Here is a 15,842-nt window from a genome sequence, read left to right on the forward strand (position 1 = left end):
ATAAATGATGTCATTTTTTGTTAGCTATCAGCAAGGAAGCAACTCTTCACTTGCTGATAGCACTTTATGAATCATCACTTTTTCATCACTTTTTCATCACTTTTTCAACAATTGTTCCATTTTGTTCTTTGTCTTCGGACCGTATATACCGTCTGCCGCTAGACCATTCATGAGCTGGAACCGTTTGACCGCATTCGCCGTTTTTGGTCCATAATAGCCATCAATCCCGTTGTTTTTTGCCCCTTTGTCTGGGTAGAAATAGAGGGAGGATAAGGCTTTTTGCACGGCTGTGACTTGTGGTCCTTTTGTTAAGGGCTTGGTAATTTTTAAGATGCCAGATGGCAGATTTGACGATTTCTGTTTGGAAACGGGTGTTTTATGACTCAAGCTCTCTGTTCGAACTGGCTTTGTTGTGCTTTTGCTGCCGGTATGAGCTGTGGCTATTCCAGCTTTAAATTGATCCCATCGTCCAAGCAATTTCCTTGGACATTCTTTCCCGCTCCAATGTTTATGGGGTACTACATTTGATAAAGGAATCCCCAAATCGCCCATTAGCTTTCGAATGAGCCATTGAGCATTTTCAACTGCTCGTTCAAAGTTGCCATCTGTATTTTCACAAATTTCAATTCCGATTGATTTCATATTGCCCTTGCCTCTGCCATCTCCTGCATGCCAGCCGTTCTCGGTTAACGGTAAATGCTGATAAATGACCTGATCGTCGACAGTGTAATGCCAGCTGACCCCAGTAGTTGAACGCGCAACAAACGCAGCGTGACTTCCCGCATTTGCACCTTTTGCCGTGTTAGAGGTATTATGCACCGTAATATAGAGCGGCTTCATCGTATTTCCTGGTCTGTTGCGGTTGTGTTTTGGAATATAAGCTTGAATGATATTGACCATATTGTTTCTCCTTCAACGATTATTTTGTTAGCCCTCTTTGTTTCAGGGTATCTTTTTGTAATTGACCTTTGTAGGTTACATAATTGTTTTTAAACCAAGCGATAATGGCCGTCACCATCGTAAATATGGTGGAGCCTGCTACATATAGTGCCTCACCAGCGGTTTGTACTTGCTCCTCACTAATCGGCAGCACTGTTTGTCCAAACATGACAAGCGTTTGGTTGATAAGTGCAATAAAAAGAAGCACTGTGCGAATCACAGTGCCTTTGTCGAATGTTTTCATGATGTTTCCCCCCTATTTTAAATTCCGTTCAATTTTATCGAGCTTATCGATGACGACGTCATACTTCTCACTAAACTTTGCTAACACATCATTTTGCGCTTCGATTTGTTCGTTGAGTTTGTTTTCTCTTTCTTTTGTTGTGTTTAATACGTAAAACAGCACCCAACAAAACAACACTGCAAACGGCCCTTGTGTCATTAAATATTGTGTCAAATCCATTTCCACTATACTCACCTACTCCCTCACTTTGCACACCCTGAAAGAAGGCAAAATAAAAACGCCTATTCAGCGTAAGTTGGATATTCTTCGTTTGTTATTTCTTTGTATTGTTTAGGCGTAATCTTCTCGAACCGAACAAATTTTGCAACGTCCTCATTTTCATAACATTTCCATTGATAGAACAATGAAATACTTCGGAACCAATCCAATTAAATGACCTCCTTTTCCGTCAGCAGCATGATAAGTTCTGATAAATTCCTTGATTGTTCTTCTGCTCTTTTTTCTGACTCTGCCAGCTGCTGAAGCAGATCAGCATTTTGCTGTTTTAATAGATCCATTTCTGACAATGGTAGCGGGTCTGGTCGCAAGCTATTAATGTATTTTTGTGTAGCCGACTCATACCATGACTTTTTCGCTTCATTGTATTTACCTTTGTACAAACCATCTTGAGGTCTTACATCTGTATATCCTTTTGGGAGGTCTTCGTTCTCTTCAATTTCTATTTCTTCTCCTGGAAGGTAATTGAATTTTTCATCGTATTTATATATCCATTTCACTTTCATCCCTCCTGAGCCGCCATGAATTTAAAGCCGAACGTGATAAATTCATTTGGGTTAGTTGAATTGGAGACGCTTTGTATATACACATTACCATCAGTATCAATATGTGTCCTATGTGTTTGTGGGGTTGAACCAGCGCCGACACTAGATGCTACCCCTATAAAGTGAATCCCCTGTATAGGACGATAACCACTTGGCAATGTAAAAACAGGTACTGCGAAACCGATAGTTCCCCCTGTAATAGAACCAATTAACTCTACCTCTCCAAATGGATTCTTATAAAATTGCACTTTTTGAGTACCGTATTGTTTCCATCCATTTATTATTGTTGTCGGGGACTTCCATTCTATTTGCTCTGCGCTGGTTAACAAACGTTCCCATTTTGACCATACGCCATTTACAACTGTTTTTCGCCATGTCCGGCCGAGATTATCAAAACCAATAATAGAACCGTAGTTTCCTGCGCTATTACATACCCAGACACCTCTTAAAGCAACACCTGGACCGTTTATAGCTGATGTGTCTGAAGTGAAATGAACAAAACCTTTATAGCGAGGTAATATGTCATGAAAATCAACAGAATTGATTATATGAAATTTCCCAAATCCATCTGGATTGGTAATAGGAAATGCTTGAATAGCATTTAAATCTGTCGTTGTGAGCTGCCTTTCCCATTCAGTCCATGTAAAATCAGTCTTCCTAATTCTATAAAAAGAATTAAGACCGTTTACTGCATCATATATCGTTTGCAATAGGGTATTCCCATAACTTATCACTATCATAAATGCTCGTCTGATCTCTTTTGGACCGTTAAGACCAGCATTATAAATGAGATACATTCCTGTTTCTATTATCTCGTTATAGTCGGTGATTTCACCTATACTTTTATAAAAGGGTTGACCGTTATCCCTTGTTATTTTATGAAGCTGACCGTTGTTCCACTTATTGATATCAGATGTTGAAGGAATTCTATTCCAAGTAATTGCAATATCTCCTGTATTATAATTGAAATAGTATGCATTTCCTGCGGTGTCTATTGCAAAGCCCGTTCCAATATTATTTTGTCCCACCGTCTGCATCCCTCGCATTGCGAATTGTGAAGGGCTATCCTCTATTCCACCGGGCGCATAAAATGTACAAGTCCCTTTGTCTTTAATTGAGTCAAAGATTTTTGAGTTGACAGAAATATTTAATAGATGTACTCCATTGTCACCTGTAATTTTATACAGTTGCGACTCATTCCATTTCTTTTTTTCTATTTCTGAAGAGTGTTGTTTTGAATCATCAATATGATTCGTTAATTGTTCTGATATACCAGTGTCGTTATGAAGCAATGTTTTCAGCATATCGTTGAATAGATCAGCATGAGCTTTATCACTCGTTTCAAAAGAACGAGGAATTTTTATATCCAATGTATTCTCACCTTTCTACCATTACATAAGTTGTTTCAATGAAATTGAGATAGAATCCAGCTAAAGAGAACAGCAAAAAAATAAAGTCACTAGGCTTCGTATTTTTCTCCTGTTATGTCTTGATAGTCATTTGCCGAGATCCAGCCAATGCTTACATAAAATGCAATGTCCTCTGGACCGTAACACTGCCAGTCCCAGAATTGTTTGATATCTGCTACAGTTGGAAACATCATTCTGGATTTCCCCCTTTCTGCATAGCCAATAACTGCGTTAATTGTTTTGTTAACCAAGCATTTTGTTTCTTTAAAAGTTCTAGATCATTTGGCGGGAGAGGGGCTGGTTTTAGGCTATCTATATACTCCTGTGTCGCTGATTCATACCATTGTTGTTTTTCCACATCAAAAGCAGCTTTATAAAAAGAAGGACTATTGGGTGGTGCAATTGTTGTGCATTGATCTGGAATAATATAATTTCCTTCATCACCCCTCTCAAACACTACTATAGGTCTGACCAATTCATTTTCATGATTGTACTCATAAACTTGTATCATACTATCACTTCCTTAATTTAATGGGACAACCGTGTCTAAAAAGTAGCCAGTTACCGCACTTTCATTTGCTGCCAGCAAACCAGTTAGCTTTAGCTCTCCTGTCTTATATATAAGTAATTTACTATGACCCGTTGTACCTGATACGGGAACTGATACTACACAGCCTTTATCTGGTAAGCTCGGTAAGCCTGTAATTGAAATCTTTCCACAGATAACTTCTCTATTTGCTTTTAGGTGACCTCTCAACAATAATAAATTTCCCCATCTAGCATATTGAACCGGTCTGTCCCCAATAGAGGAACCATTGTTTAATGTGACATTTAGCCACTGGACATTTTCAAAATCAGCATCAGTGACTATTCTTTTCCACCCTTTAAAGACACCGTCAGTATGAACAGTACCAAACCAATGAGTGTTATCGTAACTTCTGCTGACATGTATAGTCTTTCTGTTATTTACAGTTTCTAAAACGTCAATATTAAACCAAGCTGAATCATTTTCAGTAGGCATATTTACTACGTTAGACCCAACAGCAAAATAAAACCCTGAGGGTAATGTTAAAATATCTGTGCCAATCCGCATAGATAATCTTGTCCCATTAGAATTCAATAAATTATGGTCGTTTAGTCGCTTCCACCCACTCCATTCTTGTTTAGTGCCTGTAACATCAGTTGTTGAGCGATTAATATAAACATCACCTGTATTGTTTACACCAAGTATCCACCCATAGATATTTTCACTGAAAACCGATAAGGCTCTCATTGAACTTATTGTCGGCAAATCTTCATGGCCCTCCTGAATATACCAAGAATGCACACCAAGCAACGTTATTAATCTATCCAATATACTTGAATCATTTGAATTAATTCTCTCATAGGCTCTTCCATCGTCAGCAGTAATTTTAGACAGTTGACCTGCATCCCATTTATTTTTTTCATTTTGAGTCGGCATTTGCCCCCAGTTGATTCCAATGTCTTTTACATAATAGGAAAAATAAAATGCATTGCCTAATGTGTCAATTGCGATTCCTACACCAATATTGTTTTGTCCTACAAGCTGGAAGCCTCTTAATGCAGCGTTCCCAATAGCAGGAGAATCAACTACTCCAGATCCTCCTGGGGCATAGAATGAGCAGGCACCTAGCGCTTTAATTTCCTCATAGATACTGCCACCAGCAGGGATATTAATCAATTGGGACCCGGTATCATTTGTCAGTTTATATAGCTGGGATCCATTCCATTTCTTCTTTTCTGAACCAGATACATGAGGATCTATATCCTCTTCATGATGACGGATTTGCGCTAAAAGTTCCGTGTCATTTTCAAGCAATATTTGCATCATATTGTTAAATAACTCTGCATGTGCCTTATCATTTACCTCAAAAGAACGCGGTGTTTTTAAAACCATAATCCTCCCCCTTATACATTACTAATGAAAACAAAGATCTTCGTGAATTTTTATAGTAGTTTTAACTCTTCTATGTCTCGTAATATGTGTGTCAGTTGTTTTGTTAAAAATGCAATTTGCTTCTTCAATATTTCAAGATCATTAGGTAAAGGCTCTATTTTAAAACTATTCATATACTCTTGCGTGGCTGTTTCCTCCCATTGATTTTTTTTAGCATCAAATTTTGCAATATACGATTCAACGGGAGGTGGTACATCTGTAAAACCTTCAGGAATATTATCATGTTCATTTAAGAGTTTTTCTTCACCTGGAACATAGATAAATTGATCATCATATTTATAAATCCACATATTATTACCTCCTATAAAGTACTAAATTTTATTAAAAACGTAATAAATTCTGTTGGATTTGCTGTGTTAGAAGATAATTGCACACACACTCGTCCATCAGTTGTGATCAATGTCCTATGATATTGCGGTGTTCCAGAAGTTCCGAGGCTAGAGGCCACTCCAACGTAATAAACAGGTTGCTTTGGACGGTAGCCTTCTGGTAAAACAAAAACAGGAATTTCCCCTAATGGTCCATCTCTAACAGCTCCATTAATTTCGACTTCTCCTAAAGCGTTTTTACTAAACCGAACCGGTAAAGAACTTGTACTATATAGTTTCCATCCATTTATTATTCTAGGTGTGGTCCACGTTACTTCTTGATCTGCTTCAGTAAGACTACGTCTCCAACCTTGCCAACCTAGATTCAAGTCAAGATAATTTGTAAACATGTTATTTTTATAGTCTATTGCAATAACCCATCCAAACGTACCTCTGTTGTTACTGTCAGATGAAGTAAAATGATAAAAACCGCGAGAAGCCAGCGCTGAAGGATTCTCTTGTACACCAGCAGGAGAATAAAATGTACCAAATGTTTTTCCTGTTTCAGTTAATTTATCTAATAAATTTTCTGTCGCTCCTACAGATACACGTACTCCCCCAGTATCATTTGTAATTTTAATCAACTGACTGTCATTCCATTTATTTAAATCTTCTATACTCGGAAGAGGTGTCCAATTAATCGACGTATGACCAAAATTGTAGTAAAAGCTGTATGCTTTTCCTGCTATATCTACAGCAAATCCTGCCCCAATATTATCTTGACCTACTATTTGCATACCTCTCAGTGATATATTTGACGATGTTGGAGAATCTTCCACTCCAGGAGCTGCGTAAAATGTACATGTACCTTTATCCTTAATTGCATCAAATATTTTTGAATCCGCTGAGACATTGATAAGCTGCATACCGTTATCTGCAGTTATTTTATAAATCTGCGAGTCATTCCATTTTTTCTTTTCTTCTTCAGATGCATGTGAGTTCGTATCTTGTGTATGGTTGATAAGCTGTTCTAACAAACCATTGTCGTTTTTAAGCAAGGTTTGAACCATTTCATTAAATAAATCAGCATGAGCTTTATCAGTCGTTTCAAATGTTTTCGGCTTATTTATTTCCATTTCATTTCCCCTCCATTAATAAATATCATCAATCTCAAAAACAAATTCGATGTCGCCGTCTTTTTGTTTGTCTGTCATGGTGCGGATGGCGGTGAATTTGCCGGTTTCGTCGACAAGTGCTAGTTCGTTGATGACTTCTCCTGAAAGTTCTCCTTCGGCGATCGTGCAGGTGTAGCGGATTTTTGCTGGTTCCATGAAGGTAAATGAATCAATCTCTTTTTGGACGAGTTCTTTTTTGAGTTTTTGTTCAGTGCCGTCTAATGAGATCGGTTTCCCATCCTTCGTCCCACCATTTCCAAATGCCATTTTGACGACTTTTGTGAGTTTTGTTCCTTCTGCTCTTGCCTTTGCCATTTGTTGACGTGCATATAGTGTTGTTACGGTTAATTGATCAGCCATTGTGATCCTCCTTATAGTTCTATTTTTTGAGAAGTAGCTGCTAGCATTTTTGATCCGTCCAGCGGAACAGATCCATCGAGAATCCAGTAATGATCCTTGATCAGTAAGCTTCCACCCTGCTCAGTTTGGACATGTACTGGCAGACGGAACGTCATCTTCTTCTTGGTTTGTTGCTGGAGCTGATTTTTTGTGCGTACAGTCAATGCCGCTCCTTGCTTCGTTTCATGTACCGCTCCAGTTATGACATAATTCATTCGATATGCGTTCTCTGAACTATGCTGAAGCGGCATTCTCAACTTCAACGAATGCCGAAAACGAGTCGGAACCTCTGTTGTCCCTCGTGTTCCGCTCAGATAAAACGCACCATTTAATACAAATTCACCATTGAGTAAAATCGGAATATGATCGAAAAAACCCACTCTGCTTCGCAGTGTGAGCCTCACGTGATGTTCATTTTTTTCATGTACATCGGTATGATGAAATGCAGTGAACGTATAAGCCAAATGAGCTGGCTTTAACGTTTCAAGTATGTCTACAATATATCTAGTGTTTTGCAGATCATCTAGATTCACACGTAAGGCGAAATGGTAGCGATTGGTGGTCAGACGGATGATGGCACTTGGATTTTTCAGAAAGCGATTCACCGATTTCTCTAAAGAAAGATACGTGATCGGTGGAATGTTTGACATCATATTGAGTAAGCGTGCTCTGCGAAGTTCAATGGAATCATCTGATTCTCGCTGCACCTTCAGCATTCTTTCCCATCTATTCAAGCCCCATGTCGCTGTCAAAGGGAAGAACTGATCCGTCAAATCAAAAATGGATTCATCTAATTGCTCAAACTCTGGCGTTTCTGTTTTGAGCAGGTGATCGACTTCATAAATCTCTGTAAAATATGGCGGCAAGTAATTTTTCATTTCATCCTGTTTGCTCAATAACCTTCACCTGCCTCAGACGCGGTATCTCAATATCCTGCAATACTAAGTTTTTTGACTCCCCATTCAATAATACGTTTGCATAATCTGATACACTTTCTGAATGGTACAAAATATCATTTAATGCGGACATTCGAATGGTACTCTTTTCAAATGCAATTGATTTCAACAGCGCTTTGACCTTTTCTTCTATTTCTTTCTGCGCTCCTTCAAGGGTCCAGTCCATTTGAAGTTCGACGGCTACTTCTATGTCAATGTCCAGCCATTTGGCGCTTTCGATGGTCGCTTTTGAACCGATAGGCGCTTGTCCTTCTCCTTCGCCTGGCACTGGGTCAATATATTCCTGTACTCTTTTAACAAGCAGATTTGATGCAACATCTAGATTGCCGTCTGTGATGACAATTTTAACAGTTCCTTCTCCATTCCAAAGCGGGAATACTTTCGCTCTGCCAACACCTGTCACTTCCTCAGCCCATTTTTTATAATGCGCCTTGTTGGCACTGACAGCCTCCCTCCTAGCACGTATTAAGTAACGATCGTATAACGAAGCGTCATCTTCTTCCTCTTGTCCGGGTATCACCAAATCTTTCATGATAATCGATTCGAGCCCCGGAATTGTATCAAGTGAAAGCAGCGGCTGATCTGTTAATTGACCATTGCCGACTTTGCCAGGTGTCTCGCATTCTAGCGTGCCATCGTTCGAATATTGGAAATAGACGTCTTCAATAAAAAACCGGGAGCCAACTGGGATGTTGATATCCTCTGGCTGAATAGCTACGGACCAAACCGCTTTAGTTGCTGGTTTTCTTTCAATTCCTACTTCAGCAGCCCGTCTATCTAAAAACTCTCCTTGTGCTGTATCTGCAAAGACCAGTTCGAATACTTGATCAAGCCAAATATAGGACTGAGCCAATTCAGCGGCAGCAGGTGCCAAGGCATTCCAAATGACGCTGTTTTCTCTTTTATCTATGTCATCTGGCAGTCTGTCTAGCATTCTTTCCATTAGTGCTTCGTACGTTTGTTCCTCAAACATCGCTCTCCATCACCTCCTCTATTTCTAATGTGCCTTCATCTGTGACAATCGCTAGCTTGACATGAAACGAATCATTTTCCTTTGTGATCTCTATCTCTTCAATATGATCAATCCGTTCGTCCACAATTAACGCTTCCTCTAGCAGCCTCGGAATCTCCATTTCTTTGTATTCATCCGTGGCTTCTGTATCCGTTAAAAGCTCCTGAATTTCAGTACCAATGTCGTGGCTGTAGATAGGATGTGCATACCGCTCTGTCCTAAGTGTCATATAAACGAATTGACGAATTGCTTCAATGCCTGAAATGGTTTCACCTGTCAGTCTGCCAGTTTCAACATCTATTCGATATGTTGTCGAGGTTTCCACCTCTTCATCTTCTTCTGTTTCTTCAATTTCTTCCTCTGGTGAGAGTGCCACGTTCATCACCTCCCTTACAATTTGTCGATGATGTAGAAGGATTGCCCTCCTGCCATTGCCAGCACCATAATGCTGTCTCCCCTTTTTAGTTCATCATCCTCACCCTTATTTAGGCGCTTTGGCCAAATCAGTAATTCTTCCGGAATGATCAGTTTATGGTTTTCATTTAACCGGATGCTTACAGGAGAAACTGCCGTGACTTCTCCCACCACCAGATCAATTGGAGAGGCGGCATCTACAGCATTCACTGCTAATCGTTTAATTGCTTCACTTAACCTCACGCTTGATCACCCTTTGGAATGGAATTTTTCTCAACGACATCAATTGTCATGGTGTGTTTCACTCCACTGAATTCATGTTTGTCTTGATCGATCCAGTACGTTTTTTTCACGTTGATTTCAGGGATTTTCAAATAGATCGGAAGACCGCTTTGCAGTTCAGGAATGCCCAGCGCTTGGATGCTTTTGACTTCTTGTTTCACGCCTTTTTTCTCTGCCAGCCGTACTTTGGCTCTTTTTTGTAGCTGCGGCTGGTTGATTTGCCCTGTAACCGTCTCAACATGTTGTAAAATACCGTATTTACTCTGACCTGCTTTATCCTGTTCGACTACTACAATCTCTGATTTGCTGCCTTTTTTCTTATTTTTCCCCTGTTCATCTGCAGACGTGCGCAGCTTGACACGAGTCGCTGTTTCTTCAATCGAGGTACTGTACTGATAGCCAATGAGATTGACACCTGATTCAATGACCCATATGTCCTCTGGATCTGGCCAAGCTCTCAGCCCCATCTTTCCTTTAGCAGAATAGATTTGATAGTTTCTACCGGTTTGCCGTTTTGTTTCTTTTAATGCTTTCAGAATCATGTCATATAGGCTCGTATCATTTTTAAACACTAGCGATTTTATGACATGACCGGTATTGGCGATGGAGGTCATGGGAATTTGAAAGTCAGTCCCAATCCGTCTCAAGATTTGATCTGCTCTTTGTTTTGAAAAAACATAGACATCTTGGTTTTTCACCAAATATTGAAGCATGTCGTATGCGGTGAAGGTTAGTTTTCCTTCAACAGGCGTCCGAGAAAACACAATGCCTCTGAACAGCTCTTTTCCTTTCCATTTAAAAAGAACCGTGTCCCCTTCTGAGACACGGTAATATGTTTGACTGCCTTGTTTAGTAATAATATTTGCTTGAATAGAGCGAGGGGCTTGATACCTTTGCCCCTGAAGTGTCACACTCTCTGTGACAAGCTCATACATGGTGCCGCTTCTGATGGCAAAAAGCTCAATCAATGTCAGCCCCCCTATTGTGGTATTTTTAATTTTTGACCAGGGAAAATCCAATGCCCCGGCTGCTTAATATTGCGCTTACTACGTTTAATCATCGCTAATTTGTTGGCATTCCAAATACGCCGCCATTTTGTACTGTCGCCATAAAATCTGCCTGAAATTGCCCATAGCGTATCCCCTTTTTTGACGGTGTACATTTTTGGTGGTGTTTTTGAAGGCCTTTTCTTTTTCGTTTGTTTTGCTTTTTTCTTTCGTTTGATTTTCCTAGGCGATGCGGTTTTGTATTCCTTTAACTCGATCGTAAATTCACGATCGCCAATATCATATGACCCTTCTTTATGAGTGAAGCTTTCAATGCTACACGTCATATTGATTTTTGTCCCCGTTACAATGAGCCTCACCGACTTCTTTGATCGCATCATTCGTTCTATTTTCGCTATCGCATTCTCTGGAGATGGAATACTTTTATACTCAGCAATTGGCGAATATTTCTTAGGAAATAATGAAGTGAATGATACTTGCTTAGCCGATGGGACATCAATAAAGGTCAGTTCTCCAAAAGAGGCAACCTTTACCGTTTCATTTTGTACGTTATTTGTGATTTCAAGTTCGGATGGAAGGACAGGGAATCGCAACTTGTCCTTTCCTTGAGAAATCCACAATTGATACACTGATTTACCCATCGATCACGACCCCCTTCGTTCCTGTATGAAGCTCTACTTCCAGTTCATCTAAGAGCATTTGTCTAATTTTTTCGACAAGCGATTGCTGATCTTGTCCATTATGGAAATGCTGATCTCCATTGAATTGAATGGTGATTTGCTTATTACTTGACGATTCTGTTCGACTAGAAGATTGAGCTGAGGTAACTTGCTGCATTTGTGATTCTGGTAAAGGAGCAGACGCATTTGCTGGATCATATACTTGCATCCCAAGTGCCTTGGCTGCCTGCGTTAATAAATACCTTCCGCGTATCCCTCTTTCTTCAGGAATGATCCATTCGCGTTTGTTTCCTTCACCGACTCTAGCAACCTGCTCCTGAGTAATCAGTCCACCATTTGCGTAGCCTTTATAAGGCCCGCCTCTTCTCATACTTCGTAATCCCGGTGTATTGAAGACTGTTCCATATCTGCCCTTAATGTAGTTAATGGCAGCTACGGCATTATGAATTGGGTTCCAAATGTCATTCATACCTTTGCCTTTATTGGAGTTAAACGTCGGTCCAATGGTTTGCATTAAGCCTTTAGAAGGCGTTCCCTTTTTGGCGTTGGAATCCCATAAGTTGATTGCTCTCGGATTTCCATTCGATTCATGCTGTGCAATGGTCATAAGACCTGGAAGCCAGTTCATCGATGTGCCAGTTGCCATAAGAGCTGCCATGAGCCATTGCTGAACACTAAGACCTGAAGCCCCCATACCACTGAAAGCTCCAATTAATGAACCAGCCTGATTTTCAGCAAATTTTTTCACATCCACTGAGTCGAGTCCTTTGACGACACCGATCGATGCGAATTTCCCAAGACTCATCATGACGCGTGAAGGGGAATGAATGTCTAATTCCTCTCTAAACGCCTGCTCTACTTTCTTCGCCATTTCTTTGGCAGCTTGTGTGACTTCACTAGCTTTTGAACGCATGCCGTTGTTAAAGGCATCCATCATTCCTGAGCCCCAGCCTGGTGAGTCTTGTTTTGCTTGTAGAAAAGGTTGTTTGATGTGCTGATCTACGTATTGGCTAGTACCAACTGATGTGGCATTTTGACCTGTGGCAAAACCACTAACCGTTCCAGAACCCCAAGTTGGTGATGCTGTCATCACTTGCTGGTATGGTGCTTTTACACGACTTTGCAAAAAGCTGTCTGTTCCTGTTGGTGTCACCTGCTGACCATTCGCAAAAGCAGCAACTGTTTGCTGACCATACTTACTTGAGTCTGAGGTCAATTGAGCAAAAGGCTGCTGAATATTCTTTTGCTTCCATTGATCAAGTGTAATCACTTTTTGATTTAATCCTTGTTCAAAATCTTTATTAAATTGCTCGCCTATGCTGGAGGCTTGAATGTTCCCAGCCATCGAGACAGATCCGTCTATTGAACCGACAGAAGAAGGTGATGAAGCTACTGCTGTAGGAGCTGGAGAGTTTGATACTTGATTTCCAGCTGATCCGCTTGGCATAACAGACATTCCAAGATGAGAAGCAGCCTGAGCAAGAAGCATCTTCCCGCGTCCTCGGTTATTTTGAGTTGGAATGACAAATTCGTTACCTGCTTCACCGACCCATGATAAGGTTGGCTGGGTGATATAGCCGCCTGTGGCATTGTTATCGGGTTTTTTCTTCCCAACAATCCAATTTATGACTACATCTACAATGCCGCCTGCTTTGTCAAAAATCTTTTTAACCCAGCCAAATGCTTTAGAAAATCCATCACCAATAGCTTCTGCTACTTTTACAATCGGCTTTTGAATGTTGTCCTCAAACCATTTGGATAATCCATCCCATATATCTGTGACCACTTTATACGCTTCTTCAAACTTTTTACCGAAACTGTCTTTAATGGTTCCTACCGTATCTACAAGTGGATTCCACACATTTTCAATAAACCATGTCGATACAACTCCAAAGATTGATTGTATCTTTTTCCATGCATTTGATAGTGCTGTCCAAATCCCTGTAGCAACTGTAACAACTGTACTGCTCAGTGGTGTCCAAACGTTTTCAATAAACCAACCCGCTACCGCACTGAACGTTTCTTGTATCCATGTCCAGGCATTGACCAAACTTGACCAGATAGTCGTTGCTACCGTAACGACTGTGTCGCTAAGCGGTGTCCAAACGTTTTCAATAAACCAGCCTGCTACTGCACTAAACGTTTCTTGTATCCATGTCCATGCATTGACTAAACTTGACCAGATAGTCGTTGCTACCGTAACGACTGTGTCGCTGAGCGGTGTCCATACATTTTCAATAAACCAGCCTGCTACTGCACTGAACGTTTCTTGTATCCATGTCCATGCATTGACTAAACTTGACCAAATGGATGACGCGACTGTGACAACCGTACTGCTTAATGGTGTCCATACATTTTCTGTGAACCAAGCCGCGACTGTTGACCAAACTTCGACAATTTGATTTTTGATTTCAATGGCTTTTTGGCCAATCTTTTCAAATCCGCCGCCATCAAACCATTTTCCAATTGTTTCACCGATAGATTCTCCGCCCATACTTCCAGCGATGCCGCCTACTAGACCGCCGATGGCTGTACCTATCCCTGGGACTACGCTTCCAATAGCTGCACCTGCTGCAGCACCTGCCATTCCGCCGGCGATGCCGCCTCCAGTCGTACCAATCTTTTCACCAGCATTATCTTTGTTCATACCGATGAGATTTGTTGCACTAAGTACACTTCCTAGAATAGGTACTTTCTTTAATAACTTGCCGCTCCCTTTACCTATACTTTTCATCGCTTTCCCTAATCCACTTAACCCCTTGCTACCTTTCACTAAACCCTTAAGTCCACCAGCTGAAGCTGCGATACCCGCACCTTTCTTTAGTCCATTAGGGATTTTCCCAAATAATTTACCTGCATTTGTTTTCAGTTTCCCTAATCTACTTGGAGGTCTTCTATTCATTTCGGTTCTTGTCGTAGCATTTGGATTTCTTGTCTGTCTTGGTGAGCGACCATTTCGATTTTTAGTTTTAGTAGATCCTCCCCTGCTTAAACCTCTTGCACAACAGGGGCAACAACTGTTGCGAAACAAGCCTTTTCCACCTCGAGACTGAGGTTTCGTTTTGGGAGCTGGATTTGATGGTGTTGATGTTGGTGCCGTTGTTGGTGCTGTTGTTGGTGCTGTTGTTGGTGCCTGAGTGGTACTTTCACTTGATTGATCACTTGCACCTAAGAGTCGATCTAATCCAGCCTTCACCAATTGATCTAGTTTTTTTTCAGGATTAAATTTAATCTTCTCTTTAATTCTTCCGATCACATCTTGCTTGTACTCTTCTATTTTATTTTCAACCCAAGGAAGTGCCTTTTCATCCCAAAACTTTCTAGGACTCAATTTTTCCTTCACTTTATCTGCAACGTCACCTGCATATTTTTGAATTTCACTTAATCCCTTATTGGCAAGGTTCTGGATCCAGCTCTGTTTAGGATCTTCCGTTTTCACTGACGGACTAACAGCCTCAGGTTCTTTTTTGATGCTTTGTTCTTTTACAACCGACTCTGCTTGATCTCGTTTTTTCAACTTACTCTTTGCATTGTCTTGAACAGACACTCTGATTTCGTGTTTAGACATCGTCAAACTTTTGAGTGTCTTTTTGATTCGTTGAATTGCAGCGGTGGCTTGGTCAACCATGTTTAATCTCATATAGTACGTTCTGTTCATGAGCTGAAAGATAGATTTTTTGATTGATGACATTTTACCTGACAATTGATCATTTAGTTTAAACGTCAGCATAATGGGGCTTGTTCCCGCTTGCTTGAAACGATTTATGCTGGATTTAATGACATCTAGCCCCTTCGCTTGAATGGATATCACCAAGTGATTCGGGAGCATATTTAACTGATTGTTTAATGCTTTCAGATCACGAAAGATTCCTTGATCGAGTCTCATGGAAATCATTGATATTTTCCGAAGCGATAAACTGAAGTTTTTTAATTTCTTGTCATCTATATCCAGATTTATTTTTACCGGTTTTCTAAATGGTTTGAGCTGCTTCTCAAATGTTTGAAATCGCTTTTGTATTCGCAGCAGCTTCTTGGATACTTTGTCTTCTAATTCAAATCGTGCAGTGAGTTTCGCCAACTATTTCCCTCCTTTCTTTGCTTCTTTTTCTAGCATGTCTAGCTTGTAGCTGATGAGTCCGAATAGGAGTGCTTTGAACGGTCTTGGTGATTCGTATAAATCTAGGAGTTCAGATGGGGAGTAGTGAAGCTCATGCATGG

Annotated in this window: 20 protein-coding genes; all 20 read right to left on the reverse strand. The window is 40.4% G+C overall.

What is annotated here, in order from left to right; all coding sequences use genetic code 11:
• Nucleotides 1–96: 96 nt before the first annotated feature.
• The 20 genes from MHI35_RS14045 to MHI35_RS14140 all read right to left on the reverse strand — a co-directional run bounded on the left by MHI35_RS14045 (nucleotide 97) and on the right by MHI35_RS14140 (nucleotide 15,840).
• Nucleotides 97–900: a peptidoglycan recognition protein family protein gene (locus MHI35_RS14045; protein WP_211064076.1), complete on the reverse strand. Its 804-nt coding sequence runs from the start codon at nucleotides 898–900 to the stop codon at nucleotides 97–99.
• 19 nt (nucleotides 901–919) lie between these two features.
• Nucleotides 920–1,183 (reverse strand): phage holin, encoded by a 264-nt coding sequence (locus MHI35_RS14050; RefSeq protein ID WP_003212734.1) that lies wholly within the window; start codon nucleotides 1,181–1,183, stop codon nucleotides 920–922.
• Nucleotides 1,184–1,195: 12 nt separating this feature from the next.
• On the reverse strand, nucleotides 1,196–1,408 hold the full coding sequence (locus MHI35_RS14055) for a BhlA/UviB family holin-like peptide (protein ID WP_008344062.1): 213 nt from the start codon (nucleotides 1,406–1,408) through the stop codon (nucleotides 1,196–1,198).
• Nucleotides 1,409–1,464: 56 nt separating this feature from the next.
• Entirely contained in the window at nucleotides 1,465–1,611 is a 147-nt protein-coding gene (locus MHI35_RS14060) for an XkdX family protein (RefSeq protein WP_144522372.1), read from the reverse strand.
• Nucleotides 1,612–1,959 carry a hypothetical protein gene (locus tag MHI35_RS14065; RefSeq protein WP_144522371.1) on the reverse strand — a complete coding sequence of 116 codons (348 nt, stop codon included), beginning with the start codon at nucleotides 1,957–1,959 and terminating at the stop codon, nucleotides 1,612–1,614.
• Nucleotides 1,960–1,961: 2 nt separating this feature from the next.
• A complete protein-coding gene (locus tag MHI35_RS14070) occupies nucleotides 1,962–3,374 on the reverse strand; it encodes a hypothetical protein (protein WP_144522370.1) in 1,413 nt (470 codons plus the stop codon).
• Between the two features lie 89 nt (nucleotides 3,375–3,463).
• Nucleotides 3,464–3,607 (reverse strand): XkdX family protein, encoded by a 144-nt coding sequence (locus MHI35_RS14075; RefSeq protein WP_186303709.1) that lies wholly within the window; start codon nucleotides 3,605–3,607, stop codon nucleotides 3,464–3,466.
• A complete protein-coding gene (locus MHI35_RS14080; RefSeq protein ID WP_211064075.1) occupies nucleotides 3,604–3,924 on the reverse strand; it encodes a hypothetical protein in 321 nt (106 codons plus the stop codon). The genes MHI35_RS14075 and MHI35_RS14080 overlap by 4 nt, the downstream gene beginning before the upstream one ends.
• A 12-nt stretch (nucleotides 3,925–3,936) precedes the next feature.
• A complete protein-coding gene (locus MHI35_RS14085) occupies nucleotides 3,937–5,331 on the reverse strand; it encodes a hypothetical protein (protein WP_335349057.1) in 1,395 nt (464 codons plus the stop codon).
• Between the two features lie 50 nt (nucleotides 5,332–5,381).
• The gene (locus MHI35_RS14090; RefSeq protein ID WP_144522368.1) at nucleotides 5,382–5,681 is read right to left on the reverse strand and encodes a hypothetical protein; all 300 of its coding nucleotides are present in this window, start codon (nucleotides 5,679–5,681) and stop codon (nucleotides 5,382–5,384) included.
• Nucleotides 5,682–5,692: 11 nt separating this feature from the next.
• A complete protein-coding gene (locus tag MHI35_RS14095) occupies nucleotides 5,693–6,835 on the reverse strand; it encodes a hypothetical protein (protein WP_144522367.1) in 1,143 nt (380 codons plus the stop codon).
• 15 nt (nucleotides 6,836–6,850) lie between these two features.
• Entirely contained in the window at nucleotides 6,851–7,234 is a 384-nt protein-coding gene (locus tag MHI35_RS14100) for a phage tail-collar fiber domain-containing protein (protein WP_144522366.1), read from the reverse strand.
• An 11-nt stretch (nucleotides 7,235–7,245) separates the two neighbouring features.
• Nucleotides 7,246–8,169 (reverse strand): YmfQ family protein, encoded by a 924-nt coding sequence (locus tag MHI35_RS14105; protein ID WP_211064073.1) that lies wholly within the window; start codon nucleotides 8,167–8,169, stop codon nucleotides 7,246–7,248.
• Nucleotides 8,153–9,202 (reverse strand): baseplate J/gp47 family protein, encoded by a 1,050-nt coding sequence (locus tag MHI35_RS14110; RefSeq protein WP_211064072.1) that lies wholly within the window; start codon nucleotides 9,200–9,202, stop codon nucleotides 8,153–8,155. Before MHI35_RS14110 ends, MHI35_RS14105 begins: the two co-directional genes overlap by 17 nt.
• Nucleotides 9,195–9,617, reverse strand: coding sequence for a DUF2634 domain-containing protein (locus MHI35_RS14115; RefSeq protein WP_088002025.1), 423 nt, complete (start codon nucleotides 9,615–9,617; stop codon nucleotides 9,195–9,197). The genes MHI35_RS14110 and MHI35_RS14115 overlap by 8 nt, the downstream gene beginning before the upstream one ends.
• Nucleotides 9,618–9,631: 14 nt before the next feature.
• A complete protein-coding gene (locus MHI35_RS14120) occupies nucleotides 9,632–9,898 on the reverse strand; it encodes a DUF2577 family protein (protein WP_065099036.1) in 267 nt (88 codons plus the stop codon).
• Nucleotides 9,895–10,905, reverse strand: a complete 1,011-nt coding sequence (locus MHI35_RS14125) for an XkdQ/YqbQ family protein (protein WP_211064071.1) — start codon at nucleotides 10,903–10,905, stop codon at nucleotides 9,895–9,897. The genes MHI35_RS14120 and MHI35_RS14125 overlap by 4 nt, the downstream gene beginning before the upstream one ends.
• An 11-nt stretch (nucleotides 10,906–10,916) precedes the next feature.
• Nucleotides 10,917–11,585, reverse strand: a complete 669-nt coding sequence (locus MHI35_RS14130) for a LysM peptidoglycan-binding domain-containing protein (protein WP_211064070.1) — start codon at nucleotides 11,583–11,585, stop codon at nucleotides 10,917–10,919.
• Nucleotides 11,578–15,702 (reverse strand): transglycosylase SLT domain-containing protein, encoded by a 4,125-nt coding sequence (locus MHI35_RS14135; protein WP_340992460.1) that lies wholly within the window; start codon nucleotides 15,700–15,702, stop codon nucleotides 11,578–11,580. Before MHI35_RS14135 ends, MHI35_RS14130 begins: the two co-directional genes overlap by 8 nt.
• Nucleotides 15,703–15,840, reverse strand: a complete 138-nt coding sequence (locus tag MHI35_RS14140; protein ID WP_088002055.1) for a hypothetical protein — start codon at nucleotides 15,838–15,840, stop codon at nucleotides 15,703–15,705.
• Nucleotides 15,841–15,842 lie beyond the last annotated feature (2 nt).

It is taken from the genome of Bacillus sp. FSL K6-3459 (genome assembly GCF_038003305.1).
Lineage (GTDB): Bacteria > Bacillota > Bacilli > Bacillales > Bacillaceae > Bacillus > Bacillus pumilus_O.